Source organism: Streptomyces sp. NPDC050636, from assembly GCF_040654775.1.
GTDB lineage: Bacteria > Actinomycetota > Actinomycetes > Streptomycetales > Streptomycetaceae > Streptomyces.
In genome coordinates this window covers 1-17,058 of the sequence record NZ_JBFAIP010000120.1, presented here as the reverse complement: position 1 = coordinate 17,058, position 17,058 = coordinate 1, and the positions used below count along the sequence as shown (strand labels likewise).

The following is a 17,058-nucleotide window of genomic DNA, read 5'->3' as shown; positions in this document are numbered from 1 at the left end:
ACACCGCACTGGACGGCAAGCCACCCATCAGCCGTGTGAACAACGCTCCAGGTCAATACACCTAGGGCCTGTCCGATGGGTCATGGCCGGGCCCGCGGCGTCTGGCACGGCACCTCGCGGCGTTGCCGAAACGCCCTGATAGCTCCGCTATCAGGCCGCTCCGGCGCCTTGCGAGCCACCGCACCAGACGCCGCGGCCTTTCCGACCCTGACCCATCGGACAGGCCCTAGAACACCGTGCGGCCTGCCCCGGCCTGACGATCAGGCCGGGACGGGCTCGCTCATGCGGCCTGCCAATTGCCGGTTGTACCGGCGCAGGAGGAGCACGGCGGTGGTGGCCAGGCCGGTGAGCAGGCCGAGCCAGATGCCGAGGGTGTCGAGGCCGAGTGGGGAGGCGAGGAGCCAGGCGGCGGGGAGGCCGACGGCCCAGTAGCCGATGAGGGTGATGCGGAAGCCGCTCTTGGTGTCGTCGAGTCCGCGCAGCAGTCCGACGCCGATGTTCTGTGCGCAGTCGAAGAACTGGAGGAAGGCGGTGACCATGAGCAGCTGGGTGGCGATGGTGAGGGCCTGGGCGGAGCCGGAGTCGAGGAACGGGGCCAGGACGAGCCGGGGCAGGGCCAGGTAGACGATGCCGACGACCGTCATGACGGCGCCCGCACAGGCGAGCGCGGTGTTCTTGAGGCGGCGTGCGTCGTCCGTACGGCCCAGGGCGAGTTCGCGGCTGACGTTGATCGATGCGGCGTGGGAGAGGCCGACGGCGACCTGGAAGACGATGTAGACGAGCTGGTTGACGGCGGTGTGCGCGGCCAGGGCGGCGGGTCCGAAGGACCCGGCCATCAGCGCGGTGAGGGAGAAGAACCCGGCTTCCGAGCCGTATGTCGCCGCGATCGGCACGCCGAGGCCGATGAGCCGCTTGACGGTGGCCGCGTCGGCCTTGACGGCGTTGAGCGTGAGCAGGGGCGCCAGTTGGCTGTCCTTCTTCGCCGAGACGTACAGGGCGAGGAAGGACAGCAGGTAGACGGTGGACGTGGCGACACCGATGCCGGTCAGGCCCATCCGGGGCAGGACCCAAGTGCCGTGGATGAGCGCCCAGTTGAGCGCTGCGTTGACGGCGATCGAGGCAAGGGTGATCTGCAGGAGGGCTTGCGGACGTCGCATGCCGACGGTGAACTGGCGGATGGCCTGGAACCAGAGGCAGGGCAGCAGCCCGGGGGCCAGGGCGAGCAGCATCGACCGGGTGCCTTCGACGACGGCGGCGTCCTGGCCGAGCCAGGTCAGGGCCCGGCCGATGAGGAGCATGAGAACGGCCCCCGCGATGCCGGCGAGCGTGGCCACGGCCAGGCTCGCGCGGACGATCGCCCGGACCTCCTCGCGATCCCCTTCCTTGCCCGCCCGCTCGGCGCGGGCGGCGGCCGCGGCAATCTGGTTGCCGACGGAGGTGACCAGGCCGACGCCCATGGTGCGCAGCTGGTTGAAGATGACGATGGCCAGGCCGCCGGCCGCGAGTTCCCGGGTGCCGAGCAGGCCCATCATCACGGTGTCGGTGGTGGTGAGCGCGACTTGGGCGAGCTGGGTGAGGATGAGCGGGACGGCGAGTGTGGCCAGGGCGCGGCTGTCGCGGAGGAGAGTGGTCGGCATGGCGGTTATCGGTTCCTCCGGAGCTTGGTGAGGAGCTCTTCGATCTCCCGTTCCGCTGGGGGGTCGAGGAGGCCCCGGGCCTGCATCCACTCGTCGTTGAAGACGGTGTCAAGGTACTTCTCGCCGCCGTCGTTGACGAGCGCGACCATCGTGGTGCCGGGGGGCAGCGACGGCAGCCGGGTCAGCGCCTCGTGGACGACCCCGCCGGCGGAGCCGCCGATGAGCAGACCGGTGCGGGCGACGGCGCGGCAGGTTGCGAAGGCCTCGATGTCGCCGACCTTGACGCCTTCGTCGATGAGGTCGAAGTCGACGAGGGCGCCGATCTCCGCCCCTTCGGGGGTGCCGGTACCGGACTGGTAGTAGTCGTGGGCGGGGCCGCCGAACGCGATCGACCCCTTGGGCTCGACACCGATGGTGGTGAACGACGGGATGAGCGTGCGCAGTTCGCGGGTGGTGCCGCAGAGGGCCCCGCCGGTGCCGACCGCGCCGATGAGGACGTCGAGCCGGCCGTCGAGGGCCGCATGCAGCTCGTGGGCGACGGGGAAGTAGCCGACGCCGTTGCTGGGGTTGTTGTGCTGCTCGGTGAAGATGGTGTTGTGCTGACCGCGGGCCATGTCTTCGGCGAGTTCTTCGCGGGCGGCGGTGGCGAGTTCGTCGGTGCCGTCATCGATGACGTGGACGAGTTCGGTGCCCAGGGCCTTCATGCCGCGCAGCTTGTCCGCACAGGCGTGGTTGTCGACGACGGCGGTGAAGGTGTAGCCGCGCTCGGCGGCGATGACGGCGAGCCCGAGTCCGGTGTTGCCGGAGGTCGACTCGATGATGCGGCCGCCGGGCCGCAGTTCGCCGCGTTCCTCGGCGTCGAGAATCATCTGGCGGGCCATCCGGATCTTCGCCGTGCCGGTGGGGTTGAACATCTCCAGCTTCAGCAGCAGACGGCTGCCGGTTTCGGAGGCGGCGAGTTCCAGCAGCGGGGTGCAGCCGATGAGGTCGGATATTCGGGAGACCACGGCGGGGCGCTGAAGTGCTCCGGGCATCGAATCCTCCTGTGCAGGGATCGAATCCTCCTGGGAAGGGGCGTACGGGCAACGACCGGGGTCAGGTGCGGTGCCGGTCCAGCCGCCAGCGCGGGCGCGGGCGTTCGGTGCGGTCGATGACGACCTTGGGCGGCAGGGCCAGGTCGTGGAAGGGAGACTCGTTGGAGTCCATCTGGTAGCCGGCCGTGTTGGGGTAGACCAGGAGATCACCGGTGCGGGGCCGGCGGGGAAAGGGAATCTTCCGCCAGGTGAGCATGTCCGACTCCAGACAGGTGGCCGCTCCGACGCTGGCCGGATGGATACCGGCGGGGGCGTCCGTGCCACGGGAGAGCAGGTACGGGTCGGGCAGGAACTCGCTGTTGAACCACTGCTCGGACAGGCTCAGGCTGGTGCCGTCGACGGTCAGGAGCTGATAGCCCGCGCGGTCCTTGACGCCCTGGATCCGGAACACGGTCGCACCCGCCCTGTCCAGCAGGGCACGACCGGGCTCCATCAGCAGCGCGATCCCGGAGTCCTTGAGCAGCTCGGCCAGACTCCGGCGATGCCCCTCGGGACGGGCGGCGAGCAGCGCCCGCAGCGCTCCGGCTCCGGCGGCCGGGGAGTGGTAGGGGTAGAAGTCACCGGCCGTGAACGTCTTGCCCGCGTGGTAGTGGCCGCTGTGCTGCCCGGCGAGGAAGGTGTGCCAGCTGTCGGCGTCCGTGTAGCTGACCGCCAGGCCGCCGCCGATGCTGATACGGACCGCCTCCAGCCCCAGGACGCGGGCCTTGAGACACCGGTCGACCAGCTGTCCGGCCAGGTCGGCGCGTGGCTGAACGGCGTATCCGGACAGATGGAAGCTGAAGCCCTCCATGTGTACGGCGTCGCCCGCCTGCACACAGCGGTCCATGGCGGTGGCCAGTTCCGCGTCGTCCATGCCGAAGCGGCTGTGCGGCTGGTCCGGCGGCAGGCAGCGCAGTACGAGCCGGGCCGGGCGGGCCGAGCCCGTCAGCGCCGTGGTGACGAGCGCGTCGAGTTCGTCGAGGGCGTCCACGGCGATCAGGGTGCCCTGCCGCACCGCCAGACGCAGCAGGGCACTGTCCTTCGCCGGGCCGGTGACGACGATGTGCTCCCCGCGCACCCCGTGTCCGAGAGCCTCGCGCAGCTCGCCGACGGAGGCGACATCGACACCCGCACCGTTCGCGGCGCAGCGTTCGACCCACAGGGCGGCCTTGTTGGCCTTCTTCGCGAAGTACACGGCCCCGTCCACGCCCGCCTCCTCCAGAGCGGACCGCAGGGCCTGGAGGTTGCTGTCGAACGCGTCGGGCAACAGGAAGTGAAAGGGGCCGCCGAGAGCGTAGGAGAGCTCCTCAAGCAGTCCGCTGCCCATAACCGCGCTGGTGGCGGGGTCGGGCAGGGCGGGCAGCGTCGGCCAGGCGGATGCGCTGCTCACTGCCACAGCGTCACCTCGGTGCCCAGGCCCTGAGCCAGCGCGAGTTGCGCGAAGCGGTGGCCGAGGGCGATGTCGGTGACGACCAGGCCGCTGTTGTACGCGAAGATCTGCTCCTTGTCCGAGCGGCGGCCGACGGCGGCCCCGGCGAGCACGGGCGGGAACTCGGCGTCCACCGCGGGGAGCCGGCCTTCGGCGTCCGCCATGTCGGTGCCGGTGACGTTCATCTGCGCCTCGCTCGTGGCGATGAGCCGGTCGGCCCGGTGCAGCGTCGAGGGGGCGAGTCCATGGCCGACCAGGACGGAGAGCGCGCCGGGCTTGAGCCAGTCCGCTTCGACCGCGGCGGGCGTATGGGACCCGGCGGTGGCGACGATGACGTCGGCGTCCGCGGCGGCGGCCCGCAGATCGGTGACGATCTCCACGTCCCGGTCCGGGAAGTGGGTGTGCAGCCGGTCGCGGACCGCTGTGATGCCCTCGGGGTGGGTGCCGGACAGCATCAGCCGGTCCAGGTCCGGCAGGGTGGTCAGCAGGAACGGCAGCGCGAGGCGGCCCTGGGTTCCGGTGCCGATGACCAGGGCGCTGCGGGCCCCGGGGGTGGCGCATTCGCGGGCCAGCAGCGCGGAGACGGCCGGGGTGCGGAGCGACCCGACCCGGGAGCAGTCCATCATCGCCACCGGCAGGCCGGTGACATCGTCGTAGAGCGTGAGCGACGTGTAGTAGTGCTGCTCCGCACGGCCCTTGTGCAGACCGTGCTTGTAGGAGGTCTTGATCGCGACGACGTCACGGGAACCGTCCCGGCCCAGCATCGCGTAGGAGACCGAGTGCCCGTCCGGCGGCTTGACGGTCAGCTTCCGGGGGTTGTCGGACTGTCCGGCATGGAGGGTGCGGTAGGCGCCTTCCACGGTGGCCACCACATCGGCCAGGGAGATGTCGATCCCGGCCAGATCAGTGGTGGAGAGGATCCGAAGGTGCTTGTCGTCGCCGGATATCGGGGGGTCGGCGGGTGCGGTGATCGAGGTGTCGGTCATCGTGTGGTGCCTCCAATCCGTGGACGGGTATTCCGTGGACGGGTTCTCAGCGCGTGTGCGCTTCGACGGCGGCCTGACCGTAGCCGTGCTCATCGGCTTCGGCCAGAGGGCGGCTGCGGCGCCCGGGTACCCGGACGGAGGCACGCTTGAGCCACCGGTCGGTGCCGTCGTAGCGGGCCCGGAAGGGCACCCGTCCATGCACCACCAGGTCGTTGTCGACGACGAGGACCTCGCCGGGGCGGAGGCTCACGGCGACGGACACACGGGCGAGTTCGGCTTCGAGCCGGCCGTAGGCCGCCCGGTAGGACTCGTCCGCTTCGTCGAGCGGGGTGTACGCCGGGTCGAAGCGCAGTGTCATGCCCTCCTCGGCCGCGAACAGGGTGGGCACCGCGGGAGGCGCTTTCTCGGCGTAGCCCTGTGCTTCGGCGTATGCGTCGTCGGGGAGGATCGGTAACACCGGGCGCTTCAGAAGATCGATGTCCTCGTTGTCGAGGCGGGTCCTGAGGATGCTGGCGGCGGTGGTGGCGATGTCGTCGTGGTTGCGCATACAGCCGAGCATCAGCAGGTGTGCGCGGTCGGGGTGGAAGGCGTCCTCGGTGTGCGGGCTGAGCAGGACCGCGCTGCTGGCACCGGTCTGCTCGCTCTCGCGCCCTGGCGAGGGAACGATGTTGTGGACGAACCGGCCGTTCTGCTGGCCCTCCCACGCGAGGGGGTTGCCCATCAGCGCGGCGAGCAGCAGCAGTTGGACGTCGAAGTGGGCCCCGCATCCGCCGGCAGTGGCCCAGCTTGCGGGGGTCGGCCCGATGGCGTCGTCGTCGACATCGAGGCCCCGGAGGACGAACAGGCCGTCGGCGGTGTCGACGGGGCGGCAGTGGTGGCGGAGGGCGTCGCCGAATTCTGCGGCCGTCCGAGCAACTCGCCCCAGAAGTTGGGGAGTTGCGGTGGCCGTGCCGAATTCGGCGAGTATCTTCTCCGCGGCCTGGTGGAGTTCGTACACGGTGTGGTCGTCGAGCGTGCGGACAGGTGCGGCTGCCGTGCTCATGGCAGGGTTCCGTTTCCGTCGTGCGGCAGGGGGAAATCGCCTCTGCTGGAAGCCGTGGGGGCAGGGCGCTTACGGAGCCGTATCAGGCAGGACTGAGCGGCCGCCTGGAGGCGGCGGCGACTGTGGTCGGCCGGCGAACGACCTGAACGTTAGAGCCCGAGCTTAGGCAAGGCAAGCCTTACTGGTCGGTTGGGTCGGTTTTCGCCCGTAACTGATGTATCGTCAAATTAAAGGTGAAGAAGCCTAGTTGGGCATGCATCTGTCGCCGGACGTTGTTGTTCGGCCATCTGTTCGTCGGTGTGGGGCCTCTTGCGGTAATGGTTGTCATTAGGGTAGGCATGCCTAAGCACCCCCCAGTCGCCCCGAAGTGGATCGAGGACGTACGTGGACATGAACAGGCGTCAAGTGCTGTGGGCCGGCGGAGCGATAGGCGCGGCGGCGCTGTTGGCCGCTTGCTCGGGGAGTGGTGACACCTCGGCCAAACCCGGTGCAGCGGGCGCCGAACCCAAGCGGGGCGGCACGCTCCGGGTCGGTGCGCTCGGCAAGGCCTCGGCCATCACCCGTGATCCGCACGGCACCCAGACCAACGAGAGCGACTACCTCATCATCGCCCTCGTGCACGACACCCTGACCGCCCCCGGAGCCAAGACCAACACCGTCCCGCGGCTGGCCTCCCGCTGGCAGGCGTCGGACGATCTCAAGACCTGGCGCTTCACCATCGCCAAGGGTGCGAAGTTCCACGACGGCAGCCCGGTCACCGCCGAGGACGTGGCCTGGTCGCTGCGCCGGCTGCGCAACACCCCCACCGGCGCCACCCGCCTGCCCGGCGTCAAGGCCGCGAACATCAAGGCCGAAGGCGCCGACACGGTCGTCGTGGTCTCCGACTACGCGAACGCCGAACTGCCCCTGCTCACCCGCCTGACGACCTTCGTGCTCAAGAAGGGCACCAAGGACAAGGAGGTCGGGAAGGCGCCCGGCGCCGGCCCGTTCAAGCTGGACTGGTTCCGCTCCGGCAACGCCCGCCTGGTGCGCAACGAGGACTGGCACGGCGGTGAGGTCCTCCTCGACGCCATCGAGGTCAAGATCTTCGAATCCCCGCAGGCGATGTCCAACGCGCTGCTCGGCGGCCAGATCGACGTCGCCTCCAACGTCGGTGCGGTGGCGGCGCGTACGGCCGAGAAGCGCAAGGACATCCAGATCGTCCGCCGCCCCGACGACATGGCGATGCCGATCGTCATGCGTACGTCCGACAGTCCCTTCGCGGACGCGAAGGTGCGCGAGGCGCTGCGGCTGGCCGTGGACCGCAAGGCCATGGTCAAGCAGGTGCTCTCCGGCTACGGCACCGTCGCCAACGACATCCTCGGCACCGGCGACCCCGCCTACGCCACATCCGTCCCGCAGCGCGCCCGCGACCTCGCCAAGGCCAAGTCCCTGCTGAAGGAGGCGGGCTTCGACACATCCAAGACCTACAAGCTGCTGACCACCGAGGACATCTCCGGGCTCGCCGAGTCCGCGACCCTGTTCGCCACCCAGGTCCGCGAGGCCGGGGTGAAGATCGACGTGGTCAAGCAGGAGTCCGCCACCTTCTGGGACAAGACCTGGCTCAAGGCCGATCTCTACACCACGTACTGGGGCACCAACGACTCCGTCATCTTCTTCGCCAGCAAGACGATGGTCTCCGAAGCGGCCCAGAACGAGGCCGGCTGGAAGAACACCGAGTTCGACGAGGTGTACCGCAAGGCCATCGGCACCAAGGACGCGGCCCGACGCGCCAAGGCGCTGAAGGAACTCCAGCAGATCGAACACGATGCGTCCGGCTACCTGTTGTGGGGCATGGCCGACGGCATCGACCTGGCCGCCGCCCCGGTGCGCGGCCTGCCCACCCTGCCGGGCTACGGCCGCGTGCAGCTTGAGCGGGCATGGCTGGCCCGCTGAGCGGTACGGCGCAGCAGCAGGCAACCGGACCGGCCGGAGGGCCTGCCACCCCCCGGCCGGTCCGGCCCGTGCTCTCCGCGGCCCGGCGCGCGGGCGGCCTGGCCGCCCTGCTGGCCCGCCGGATGCTGCTGCTCGCCGTGCTGCTCGCCGCCGTCTTCGCCGCCGTCGAACTGCTGCCGGGCGACGCCGCCACCGCCACCGCGGAACGCGGCGAGAGCGCGGCCGACCTCGCGCAGCGGCGCGATCTCCTCGGTCTCGACCGCCCGGTCCTCATCCGCTTCACGGACTGGATGACCGGCCTGCCCACCGGAGACCTCGGCACCTCCGCCCACGGCGAGGCCGTCGCCGACCTGCTCGCCCGCCCCTTCCCCAACACCCTGCTCCTGGGCGGACTGGCCCTGCTGGTGACCCTCGCCGTCTCGCTCGGCCTGGGCTGCCTGGCGGCGCTCAAACCCGGCGGCACCACCGACCGGGCCGTCTCCGCCACGGCCACCGGCATCCTCGCGCTGCCCGAATTCGTCGTCGCGGTCGCCCTCGTCCTGGTGTTCGCGCTGTGGACCGACTGGCTGCCCGCCGTCACCCTCACCGGCGCCGACGGCGCCCCCGCCTCCTGGCAGATGCTGGTGCTGCCCGTAGTGGCGCTGTCGATCCCGCAGATCGGCTGGAACACCCGTATCGTGCGCGCCGCCCTCGCCGACGAAGCCAAGGCCCCGCACATGGAGACCGCGGTGATCGACGGGCTGCCACGCCACCGGATCTTCACGCACCACCTGCTGCCCGGGGCGATGCCGACCATCGCGGCGGGCATCGCCACCTCGACCGGCATGCTCCTGGGAGGCGCCGTCGTGGTGGAGACCATCTTCAACTACCCCGGCATCGGCGGGGTGCTGGCCGGAGCCGTCACCGACCGGGACAGCCCGGTCGTCGCGGGCGTCGTCGCCGTCACCGGAGCCGTCATCACCGGGGTACTGCTGCTCGCCGACCTGGTGCGGGCCCGGGCCTCCGGAGGCCGGATATGACCGCCGGTACCGAGAGGCCGGACCTGACGGCCAGGACCGCTACCACCGGCCCGAAGCAGCCCGTCCGCCGGCGCCCCCGCCTCGGCCTCGTCCTGCGCACCCTGCCCGCCCTCGTGCTCATCGCGGCCGCCGTCGCAGGACCGTGGCTCGCCCCGCACGCCATCGACGCCCCGGTCACCGCTCCGTACGCGGAACCGGGCGGCGGGGCACCGCTCGGCGGCGACCAGCTCGGCCGGGACGTGCTCACCCGCCTCCTCGCCGGGGGCCGCGAACTCATCGCCACCTCCCTGCTGGTCGCCGCCCTCGTCACCGTGGTGGCCGCGCTGCTCGGCGCGTTCGGCGCCCTGCGACCGGCCGTCGGCCGGATCGTCGAACGCTCCGCGGACCTCCTGATGCTGCTGCCCGCCGTGCTCGGTATCCTCCTCATCGCCCTGTCATGGCCGGGCGGCGGCCGCTTCGCGGTGATCGTCGCCGCCGTCGTCATGGGGGTGCCCTACGCGGTGCGCCTCGCCGCCGGTGCCGCGGCGCCCGTCGCGACCTCCGGATACATCGAGGCGGCGGCGGTCGGCGGCGAGCGGATGTGGCACCTCGTCGTACGCGAGGTCCTGCCCAATCTGCGCGCCACCCTGCTCGCGCTCTTCGGGCTGCGGTTCGTCGCCGCCGTCTACGTCGTCTCCACCGCCGGCTTCCTCCAGGTCGGCCCCCAACCGCCCGCCGCCGACTGGGCATTGATGATCCGGGAGAACGCGGGCGGCATCGTCCTCAACCCCTGGGCCGTGCTGGCCCCCAGCCTCGCCATCGGCCTCCTCGCCATGAGCGTCAACCTGGCGGTCTCGGCACTCGTCCCGCAGACCGGCCGGAAAGCGGTGACCGCGTTGTGAACCACATGCCCGACTGGTACCCCGAAGACGACGACCGGGCCCCCGCCTCCGGAACGGCGGTGACCGTCACGGACCTCACCATCGCGGCCCCGGACGGCCGGCTGCTCCTGGACGGCGGCAATCTGTCGATCCGCCCCGGCCGCGTCACCGCGCTCACCGGCCCCTCCGGCTGCGGCAAGACCACGCTGCTGCGCGCCGTGGCCGGTGTCCTGCCGGCCGGCGCCCGGCGCACGGCAGGCAGTATCGAAGTCCTCGGCCGGGACGTGCTCGCACTGGGCGCGGCCGAGCTGCGCGCCCTGCGCCGCCACCGCCTCGCCTACGTGGGCCAGGACCCCGGATCCGGGCTCAACCCCCGGATGAAGGTACGCCGCCTCCTCGCCGAGGTCGCCGCGGACCGCAGTCCCCAGGCGCTGCACGCCCTGCTCACCGAGGTCCAACTGCCCACCGACAACGGCCTCCCGGGCCGGCGCGCCGGAGAACTCTCCGGCGGTCAGCAGCGGCGGGTCGCACTGGCCAGGGCACTGGCCCGGCGCCCCGCCGTACTGCTCCTCGACGAGCCGACCGCCGGACTCGACCCGGAGCTGCGTGACGAGATCGCCGAACTCCTCCGCCACCTGGCGGCCCATCACCGGCTCGCCGTCGCACTGTCCTGCCACGACACGGACCTGGTGTCCCGACTGGCCGACGACATCGCGGACCTGTCCCAGGACGCGCCGGCCCGGCCGCCCGCCGCACGCACCACCGACCGGCCGCTCCCCACCGGCAAACCCACGCTCACCGTCTCCGGCCTCCACGCGGCCTTCGTGCAACGCGGCCGCCGCATCCCCGTCCTCCACGACATCGACCTCGCCGTGGCCCCGGGCTCCAGCACCGGCATCGTCGGAGCCTCCGGCTCGGGCAAGACGACCCTGGTGCGCGCCATCGTCGGACTCCACCGCCCCACCAGCGGCACCGTCACCCTCGACGGAGTACGCCTCGCCGCCACCGCCCACGGCCGCACCCGCGAACAGCGCCGGCGCCTCCAACTCGTACCGCAGGACCCCCTGGGCACCCTCAACCCGAGCCGCACGGTCGGCGCGACCCTCGGCCGCCCCCTGCGCCTGCATCGACGTGCCGACCGCGACCAGGCCCCCGCCCGCGTCCTGGAACTCCTCGAACACGTCGGCCTCCCCGCCAACTTCGCGGACCGCTACCCCCACGAACTCTCCGGCGGCCAGCGCCAGCGCGTCTCCATCGCCCGCGCACTGGCGGCCGACCCCGACGTACTGGTCTGCGACGAAGTGACCTCCGCCCTCGACGCCCACACCTCCACCGCGATCGTCGACCTGCTCGAAGACCTGCGGGACAGCCGCGGCCTGGTCCTGATCCTCATCAGCCACGACCTCCACCTCATCGCAAACCGGACCGACACCCTCCTCGTCCTGTCCGCGGGCCAGGCCGTCGAATCGGGCCCCACCCCGCAGCTGTTCGCGTCCCCGGCTCACCCCGTGACGACGGCTCTGGTGGCGGGGGCCGCTCAGCCGGCGTGAGTTACGGGGGTGGTGCCGGTCGTGGTGAAGCGGCCGGTCGTCTCAGCCGGCGACGTCGAACCCCGACCCGCCGAGCTCCGGCGCCAGCCAGCCGGGAGCGGCGGCGCGGAAGGCACTCGGCGGCAGCGCGCCGGAGCCGTCCGGGACCACGCCGAGGAGCGGCGCGCCGGCGGCGTCCGGGAGGTCCGCGAGATTGCAGCGGGCCGCGAGACCGGGTTCGGCGGGCCAGCTGCCGATGACGACGCCGGGGGTGTCGAGTCCGTAGGAGCGCAGGGCCAGCGCGGTCAGGGCGGTGGCGTTGAGGGTGCCGAGGCCGGCCTGGGCGACCACCAGGACGGGGGCGTCCGCCAGCCGCGCGGCGTCGGCGAGGGTGTTGCCGTCCGCGTCGAAGCGTACGAGCAGACCGCCCGCGCCCTCGACCAGGACCAGGTCGTGGGAGGCGGCCAGCTTGGCGGCGGTCTCGGCGATCTCCAGGGGGCCGACCGGCGGCAGTCCCGCCCGCCGGGCCGCCGTCGCGGGCGCCAACGGTTCCGGATAGCGGGCCAGTTCGGCCGTGGTGACCGGGCCGGCCAGCCGCTCGACCTCCGCCGCGTCGCCCCTCTCCTGCGCGGTGACGCCGGTCTGTGCCGGTTTGAGTACCGCCACGGAACGGCCCTGGCCGAGCGCCGCCGCGGCGATCGCGGCCGTGGTCACGGTCTTGCCGATCTCCGTGCCCGTGCCCGTCACGAACAGCACCGACATGGTGTGCCTCCGACTCCGGTAGTGGATGACTTGCGGATTGGTTCAGCGTGGGTGAGTCCGCGTGAGGTGCTTGCGGCGGCCGTGGTGGTGGGGGTGAGGGCGGGCCCAACCTTCCCCACCACCACGGGGGTTCAGCCCTCCCGCGCGGCCGCACACACCGCGGCGCAGATGCGCTCCACGTCGTCGTCACCCGTGATGTACGGCGGCATCGTGTAGATCAGGTCTCGGAACGGGCGCAGCCACACACCCTCCCGTACCGCCGCCCGCGTCGCGGCCGTCATGTCCACCGCGTGGTCGAGCTGTACGACGCCGATCGCACCGAGTACGCGTACCTCACGCACTCCGGCGATGCTCCGGGCCGCCGCCAGACCGTCCCGCAGTCCGGCCTCGATCCGCTTGACCTCCTGTGCCCAGTCCTGGGACAGCAGCAGGCCGATCGAGGCGTCCGCGACGGCGGTGGCGAGCGGATTGCCCATGAACGTGGGGCCGTGTGCCAGCACCGGCAACTCGCCGCGCGAGATCCCGTCCGCCACGGCCGTGGTGCACAGCGTCGCCGCCAGGGTCAGATATCCGCCGGTCAGGGACTTGCCGAGGCACATCACATCCGGCGCGACACCGGCGTGATCGGCGGCGAAGAGCATGCCCGTACGGCCGAAGCCGGTCGCGATCTCGTCGAAGACGAGCAGTACGCCATGCGCGTCGCAGGCCTCCCGCAGCACCCGCAGATACCCGGGGGAGTGGAACGACATCCCGCCCGCGCCCTGCACCACCGGCTCCACGATCACCGCCGCCAGCTCATCGGCGTGCCGGGCGATCAGCTCCCGCAGATGTGCCGCGTACGCCTCGTCGGGCTCCGCGTCGAAGCCGGCCGGCGGCGCGTCCGCGAAGATCTGGCGCGGCAGCACCCCCTGCCACAGCTCGTGCATTCCGCCCTCGGGGTCGCACACGGACATCGGCTGCCACGTGTCGCCGTGGTAGCCGCCCCGCCATGTCAGCAGGCGCTGTTTGCGGGGCCGCCCGACCGAGCGCCAGTACTGGAGGCACATCTTGACGGCGACCTCGACCGACACCGAACCGGAGTCGGCGAGGAAGACATGCTGGAGCGGTTCCGGGGTGATGTCGACGAGACGTTTCGCCAGGCGCACGGCGGGCTCGTGGGTGAGCCCGCCGAACATCACATGGCTCATCCGCTCCAGCTGGCCGCGCGCGGCGTCGTTGAGCACCGGGTGGTTGTAGCCGTGCACCGCAGACCACCAGGACGACATCCCGTCCACCAACTCGGCCTGATCCTCGACCGGTTGGGCCAGCCGGAGCCGTACGCCGGACGCCGACTCGACCAGCAGCGGTGCGGACTTGCCGGGCATCGGCCCGTACGGGTGCCACACATGCTGCCGGTCGAGCGCGAGCAGCTCGTGCGGGGTGAGCGGCTCAGGCATTGGGGGGGAGGTCGGTGCCGGCGCCTCGGCGGCGCACCGAGACCAGGTCCCGGCGGGTCTCGTCGGACGGGGTGGGGACGGTGGTGGCGGGCGCGTCGGCGTCCTCGGCGGCGGTGGACTCCGCGTCCGCCTCGCCGCAGCCCTGCCTGCGGTGCTCGGGCAGCGTGGTGGTGTCCGTGCCCTCGACCTCGAAGCCGGCGTCCGCGATCATCGCGAGGTCGGCCGTGCCGGCCTGGCCCTCGCTGGTCAGGTAGTCGCCGAGGAAGATGGAGTTGACGAGGTGCAGGGCGAGCGGCTGCATGCTCCGCAGATGGACCTCGCGGCCGCCGGCCAGCCGTACCTCGATGTCCGGGCAGACGAACCGCACCATTGCCAGGACGCGCAGCGCGCGCTGCGGGGTGAGGTTCCATTCCTTGGCGAGCGGCGTGCCCTCGAAGGGGATCAGGAAGTTCACCGGGACGGAGTCGGGGTCCAGCTCGCGCAGCGCGAAGACCACATCGACGAGATCGGCGTCGCTCTCGCCCATGCCGGCGATCAGCCCGGAGCAGGCGGACATGCCCGCCGCCTGGGCCTGCTGGACGGTGGACACCCGGTCCGAGAAGTCGTGAGTGGTGCAGATGTCGCCGTATGTGGCTTCTGACGTATTGAGGTTGTGGTTGTACGCGTCGGCGCCCGCCTCGCGCAGCCGGCCGGCCTGGCCGTCGGAGAGCAGCCCGAGGCAGGCACACACCTCGACGCCCTCGTTCTGCTCCTTGATGGCGGAGATGGTCTCCGAGACGCGGTCCACGTCCTTGTCCGTGGGACCGCGGCCGCTGGCCACCAGGCAGACACGCTTGGCGCCGCCGGCCACCCCGGCGGCGGCCGCCTTGGAGGCGTCATCGGGCTTCAGCCAGGTGTACTTGAGGATCTCCGCCTTGGAACCCAGTCGCTGGGAACAGTACGAGCAGTCCTCGGGGCACAGTCCCGACTTGAGGTTGACGAGATAGTTGAGCTTGACCCGCCGCCCGAACCACTGGCGGCGCACCTTTCCGGCCGCGGCCACGACATCGAGCAGTTCGTCATCGGAGGTCGCCAGCACGGCCAGCGCCTCTTCACGGGTCGGCAACTCGCGCCGCAGTCCCTTGTCCACCAGTGTGTTCAGCAGGTCCATGGCGTTGATCCTGACGTACGCCCCCGCCCCCGGCCAAGGAGGATTCCCACAACGCGCAAGGATCGGGGTGTGTGTATCACCACACCGTGGGCGTGGGGAACGACCGCTAACGTCTATCGACAGCCCACAATCGAGGCCGAGAACGGCTCGCAACCGAGGCCGCAACACGAAGGACGCCGATGCCGCAGGACTCCGCCCCGTCGCTGCTCCGCGACCCCTTGCCCGCGACGCCCGACGACCCGTCCACCGCAGCCCCGCGGCAGGCGTCCGGTGAGGCCTTCGGCTGGATCGACGCGGAGCGCGCCGAGCGCCGGCGCGCCGGGCTCGTCCGCACCCTGCGCCCCCGCCCCGCCGAGTCCCCGCTGCTGGACCTCGCGAGCAACGACTACCTGGGGCTGGCCCGGCACCCGGAGGTCACCCACGGCGCGGCCGAGGCCGCGTACCGCTGGGGCGCCGGCGCGACCGGATCCCGTCTGGTCACCGGTAGCACGGAGCTGCACGCCCGGCTGGAGACGGAACTCGCCGCGTTCTGCGGCTTCGAGGCAGCCCTGGTGCTGTCCTCCGGCTACGCCGCCAACCTCGCCGCCGTCACCGCGCTCACGGACCGCAGCACGCTCATCGTCTCCGACTCGGGCAACCACGCTTCCCTGATCGACGGCTGCCGCCTCTCCCGGGCGCGCACCGCCGTCGTCCCGCACGCCGACCCGGAAGCCGTCCGCACCGCCCTGACCGGCCATGACGGCAGGGCGCTCGCCGTCACCGACTCGGTCTTTTCGGTCGACGGTGACGCCGCGCCGCTCGCCGCCCTGGCAGAGGTCTGCCGGGCGCAGGGCGCCGCTCTCCTCGTCGACGACGCGCACGGCCTGGGGGTCCTGGGCGACGGGGGACGCGGAGCGCTGTCGGCCGCCGGACTCGCCGGTGACGGCGATGTGGTGGCCACCGTGACCCTCTCCAAATCGCTCGGCTCCCAGGGCGGCGCGGTGCTCGGCCCGGCCCGGGTGATCGAGCACCTGGTCAACACCGCCCGGTCGTTCATCTTCGACACCGGCCTGGCACCGGCTGCGGCGGGCGGCGCTCTTGCGGCGCTCCGGCTGCTGCGCGGCGAACCGCAGCGCGCCACCCGGGCCGGGCAGGTCGCCGGGGAACTGCACTCCAGGCTCACCGCGGCCGGTCTGGCGGCGGTGCGGCCGGACGCCGCGGTGGTCTCCGTACGGGCCCCGTCGCCGGAACTGGCGGTCCGCTGGGCGGCCGACTGCCGGGCGTCCGGACTCGCCGTCGGCTGCTTCCGGCCGCCGTCCGTGCCCGACGGCATCTCCCGGCTGCGGCTCACCGCCCGCGCGGATCTGACGGATACGCAGATCGATACGGCGGTCGGCACGATCGTGGCCACGGCGCCGGGTCTCTGAGGGGGCGGCGGCCTAGGTGTGCTGTCCCGGCACGTTGGTGACACGCATGCTGGGTGCTTGAACAGGTGAGGGCCTTCTGGGTTCGGTGTGGATTGCGACATCTCCACCGGCACTCAGGAGGCCCTCGTGTCCCACCGTAATGCCCCGCTGACCCCGACCGGCAGACTGCGTCTGGCCCGGTGCGTCGTGGACGATGGCTGGCCGTTGCGGCGAGCCGCGGAACGTTTCCAGGTGAGCCACACCACTGCCGCACGCTGGGCCGGCCGATACCGGCAGCAGGGCGCCGAGGGCATGCACGACCGCTCCAGCCGCCCGCACCATCAGCCACTCCGCACTTCGCCCACGATCGAGGCACAGGTCGTGCGCCTGCGCCGCGAACACCGCATCGGACCTGTGCGGCTGGCCGCACGCTGCGGCATCGCCGCGTCCACCGCGCACCGGATCCTGACCCGTCACCACCTGCCCGCCCTGGCCGCCTGCGACCGGGCCACCGGCGAACCCGTACGCCGCTACGAACGAGCCCGGCCAGGCGAACTGGTCCACATCGACGTCAAGAAGCTCGGACGCATCCCCGACGGCGGCGGGCACCGCACCCAGGGCCGGGCCGAAGGCCGACGCAACCGGACGGGGACCGGCTACGCCTACCTGCACACCGCCCTGGACGACCACTCCCGCCTGGCCTACACCGAAGACCTCTCTGACGAAACAGCAGCCACCTGCGCCGGCTTTCTCACCCGCGCAACAGCCTGGTTCGCCGCCCGGGGCATCACCGTTGAACGCGTGCTGACCGACAA

14 protein-coding genes are annotated in these 17,058 nt (G+C 71.7%); 6 read left to right on the top strand and 8 right to left on the bottom strand.

Going from position 1 to position 17,058, the window contains the following annotated elements; translation table 11 throughout:
* Nucleotides 1-260: 260 nt before the first annotated feature.
* The 5 genes from AB0I10_RS36550 to AB0I10_RS36530 all read right to left on the bottom strand — a co-directional run bounded on the left by AB0I10_RS36550 (nucleotide 261) and on the right by AB0I10_RS36530 (nucleotide 6,167).
* Nucleotides 261-1,637, bottom strand: a complete 1,377-nt coding sequence (locus AB0I10_RS36550; RefSeq protein WP_363157054.1) for an MATE family efflux transporter — start codon at nucleotides 1,635-1,637, stop codon at nucleotides 261-263.
* Between the two features lie 5 nt (nucleotides 1,638-1,642).
* Nucleotides 1,643-2,671, bottom strand: a complete 1,029-nt coding sequence (locus tag AB0I10_RS36545) for a cysteine synthase family protein (protein WP_363157053.1) — start codon at nucleotides 2,669-2,671, stop codon at nucleotides 1,643-1,645.
* 61 nt (nucleotides 2,672-2,732) lie between these two features.
* The gene (locus tag AB0I10_RS36540; protein ID WP_363157052.1) at nucleotides 2,733-4,106 is read right to left on the bottom strand and encodes a Y4yA family PLP-dependent enzyme; all 1,374 of its coding nucleotides are present in this window, start codon (nucleotides 4,104-4,106) and stop codon (nucleotides 2,733-2,735) included.
* Nucleotides 4,097-5,125: an ornithine cyclodeaminase family protein gene (locus AB0I10_RS36535; protein ID WP_363157051.1), complete on the bottom strand. Its 1,029-nt coding sequence runs from the start codon at nucleotides 5,123-5,125 to the stop codon at nucleotides 4,097-4,099. Before AB0I10_RS36535 ends, AB0I10_RS36540 begins: the two co-directional genes overlap by 10 nt.
* Before the next feature lie 46 nt (nucleotides 5,126-5,171).
* Nucleotides 5,172-6,167, bottom strand: coding sequence for a TauD/TfdA family dioxygenase (locus AB0I10_RS36530; protein WP_363157050.1), 996 nt, complete (start codon nucleotides 6,165-6,167; stop codon nucleotides 5,172-5,174).
* A 390-nt stretch (nucleotides 6,168-6,557) separates the two neighbouring features.
* Between AB0I10_RS36530 and AB0I10_RS36525 the strand changes: the two genes are divergently transcribed.
* Genes AB0I10_RS36525 through AB0I10_RS36510 form a run of 4 tightly spaced genes read left to right on the top strand, consistent with a single transcriptional unit; the run spans nucleotide 6,558 to nucleotide 11,531 of the window.
* Nucleotides 6,558-8,102: an ABC transporter substrate-binding protein gene (locus AB0I10_RS36525; protein WP_363157049.1), complete on the top strand. Its 1,545-nt coding sequence runs from the start codon at nucleotides 6,558-6,560 to the stop codon at nucleotides 8,100-8,102.
* Nucleotides 8,087-9,121, top strand: coding sequence for an ABC transporter permease (locus tag AB0I10_RS36520; RefSeq protein ID WP_363157048.1), 1,035 nt, complete (start codon nucleotides 8,087-8,089; stop codon nucleotides 9,119-9,121). The genes AB0I10_RS36525 and AB0I10_RS36520 overlap by 16 nt, the downstream gene beginning before the upstream one ends.
* Complete coding sequence (locus tag AB0I10_RS36515) at nucleotides 9,118-10,002, top strand: ABC transporter permease subunit (protein ID WP_363157047.1); 885 nt, start codon at nucleotides 9,118-9,120, stop codon at nucleotides 10,000-10,002. Before AB0I10_RS36520 ends, AB0I10_RS36515 begins: the two co-directional genes overlap by 4 nt.
* Before the next feature lie 5 nt (nucleotides 10,003-10,007).
* A complete protein-coding gene (locus tag AB0I10_RS36510) occupies nucleotides 10,008-11,531 on the top strand; it encodes an ABC transporter ATP-binding protein (protein WP_363157055.1) in 1,524 nt (507 codons plus the stop codon).
* Nucleotides 11,532-11,573: 42 nt separating this feature from the next.
* Here AB0I10_RS36510 and bioD read toward each other — a convergent pair whose 3' ends face one another.
* The 3 genes from bioD to bioB all read right to left on the bottom strand — a co-directional run bounded on the left by bioD (nucleotide 11,574) and on the right by bioB (nucleotide 14,858).
* Nucleotides 11,574-12,272, bottom strand: coding sequence for a dethiobiotin synthase (gene bioD, locus AB0I10_RS36505; protein WP_363157046.1), 699 nt, complete (start codon nucleotides 12,270-12,272; stop codon nucleotides 11,574-11,576).
* 131 nt (nucleotides 12,273-12,403) lie between these two features.
* Nucleotides 12,404-13,708, bottom strand: coding sequence for an adenosylmethionine--8-amino-7-oxononanoate transaminase (locus tag AB0I10_RS36500; protein WP_363157045.1), 1,305 nt, complete (start codon nucleotides 13,706-13,708; stop codon nucleotides 12,404-12,406).
* Nucleotides 13,701-14,858: a biotin synthase BioB gene (bioB, locus tag AB0I10_RS36495; protein WP_363157044.1), complete on the bottom strand. Its 1,158-nt coding sequence runs from the start codon at nucleotides 14,856-14,858 to the stop codon at nucleotides 13,701-13,703. Before bioB ends, AB0I10_RS36500 begins: the two co-directional genes overlap by 8 nt.
* Nucleotides 14,859-15,037: 179 nt before the next feature.
* Here bioB and AB0I10_RS36490 point away from each other — a divergent pair, with 179 nt between their 5' ends.
* Together AB0I10_RS36490 and AB0I10_RS36485 are read left to right on the top strand one after the other, a co-directional pair.
* Nucleotides 15,038-16,264, top strand: a complete 1,227-nt coding sequence (locus tag AB0I10_RS36490) for an 8-amino-7-oxononanoate synthase (protein ID WP_363157042.1) — start codon at nucleotides 15,038-15,040, stop codon at nucleotides 16,262-16,264.
* 126 nt (nucleotides 16,265-16,390) lie between these two features.
* Nucleotides 16,391-17,058: IS481 family transposase (locus AB0I10_RS36485; protein ID WP_363157041.1), on the top strand; the 668-nt coding region annotated here is incomplete at its 3' end.

What these genes read in the sequence shown, in the direction of transcription:
- AB0I10_RS36535 (WP_363157051.1), bottom strand. Translation starts at nt 5,125, where the DNA reads ATGACCGACACCTCGATCACCGCACCCGCCGACCCCCCGATATCCGGC.
- bioB (WP_363157044.1), bottom strand. Translation starts at nt 14,858, where the DNA reads ATGGACCTGCTGAACACACTGGTGGACAAGGGACTGCGGCGCGAGTTG.
- AB0I10_RS36525 (WP_363157049.1), top strand. Translation starts at nt 6,558, where the DNA reads ATGAACAGGCGTCAAGTGCTGTGGGCCGGCGGAGCGATAGGCGCGGCG.
- AB0I10_RS36545 (WP_363157053.1), bottom strand. Translation starts at nt 2,671, where the DNA reads ATGCCCGGAGCACTTCAGCGCCCCGCCGTGGTCTCCCGAATATCCGAC.
- AB0I10_RS36550 (WP_363157054.1), bottom strand. Translation starts at nt 1,637, where the DNA reads ATGCCGACCACTCTCCTCCGCGACAGCCGCGCCCTGGCCACACTCGCC.
- AB0I10_RS36500 (WP_363157045.1), bottom strand. Translation starts at nt 13,708, where the DNA reads ATGCCTGAGCCGCTCACCCCGCACGAGCTGCTCGCGCTCGACCGGCAG.
- AB0I10_RS36510 (WP_363157055.1), top strand. Translation starts at nt 10,008, where the DNA reads ATGCCCGACTGGTACCCCGAAGACGACGACCGGGCCCCCGCCTCCGGA.
- AB0I10_RS36490 (WP_363157042.1), top strand. Translation starts at nt 15,038, where the DNA reads ATGCCGCAGGACTCCGCCCCGTCGCTGCTCCGCGACCCCTTGCCCGCG.
- AB0I10_RS36520 (WP_363157048.1), top strand. Translation starts at nt 8,087, where the DNA reads ATGGCTGGCCCGCTGAGCGGTACGGCGCAGCAGCAGGCAACCGGACCG.
- AB0I10_RS36530 (WP_363157050.1), bottom strand. Translation starts at nt 6,167, where the DNA reads ATGAGCACGGCAGCCGCACCTGTCCGCACGCTCGACGACCACACCGTG.
- bioD (WP_363157046.1), bottom strand. Translation starts at nt 12,272, where the DNA reads ATGTCGGTGCTGTTCGTGACGGGCACGGGCACGGAGATCGGCAAGACC.
- AB0I10_RS36515 (WP_363157047.1), top strand. Translation starts at nt 9,118, where the DNA reads ATGACCGCCGGTACCGAGAGGCCGGACCTGACGGCCAGGACCGCTACC.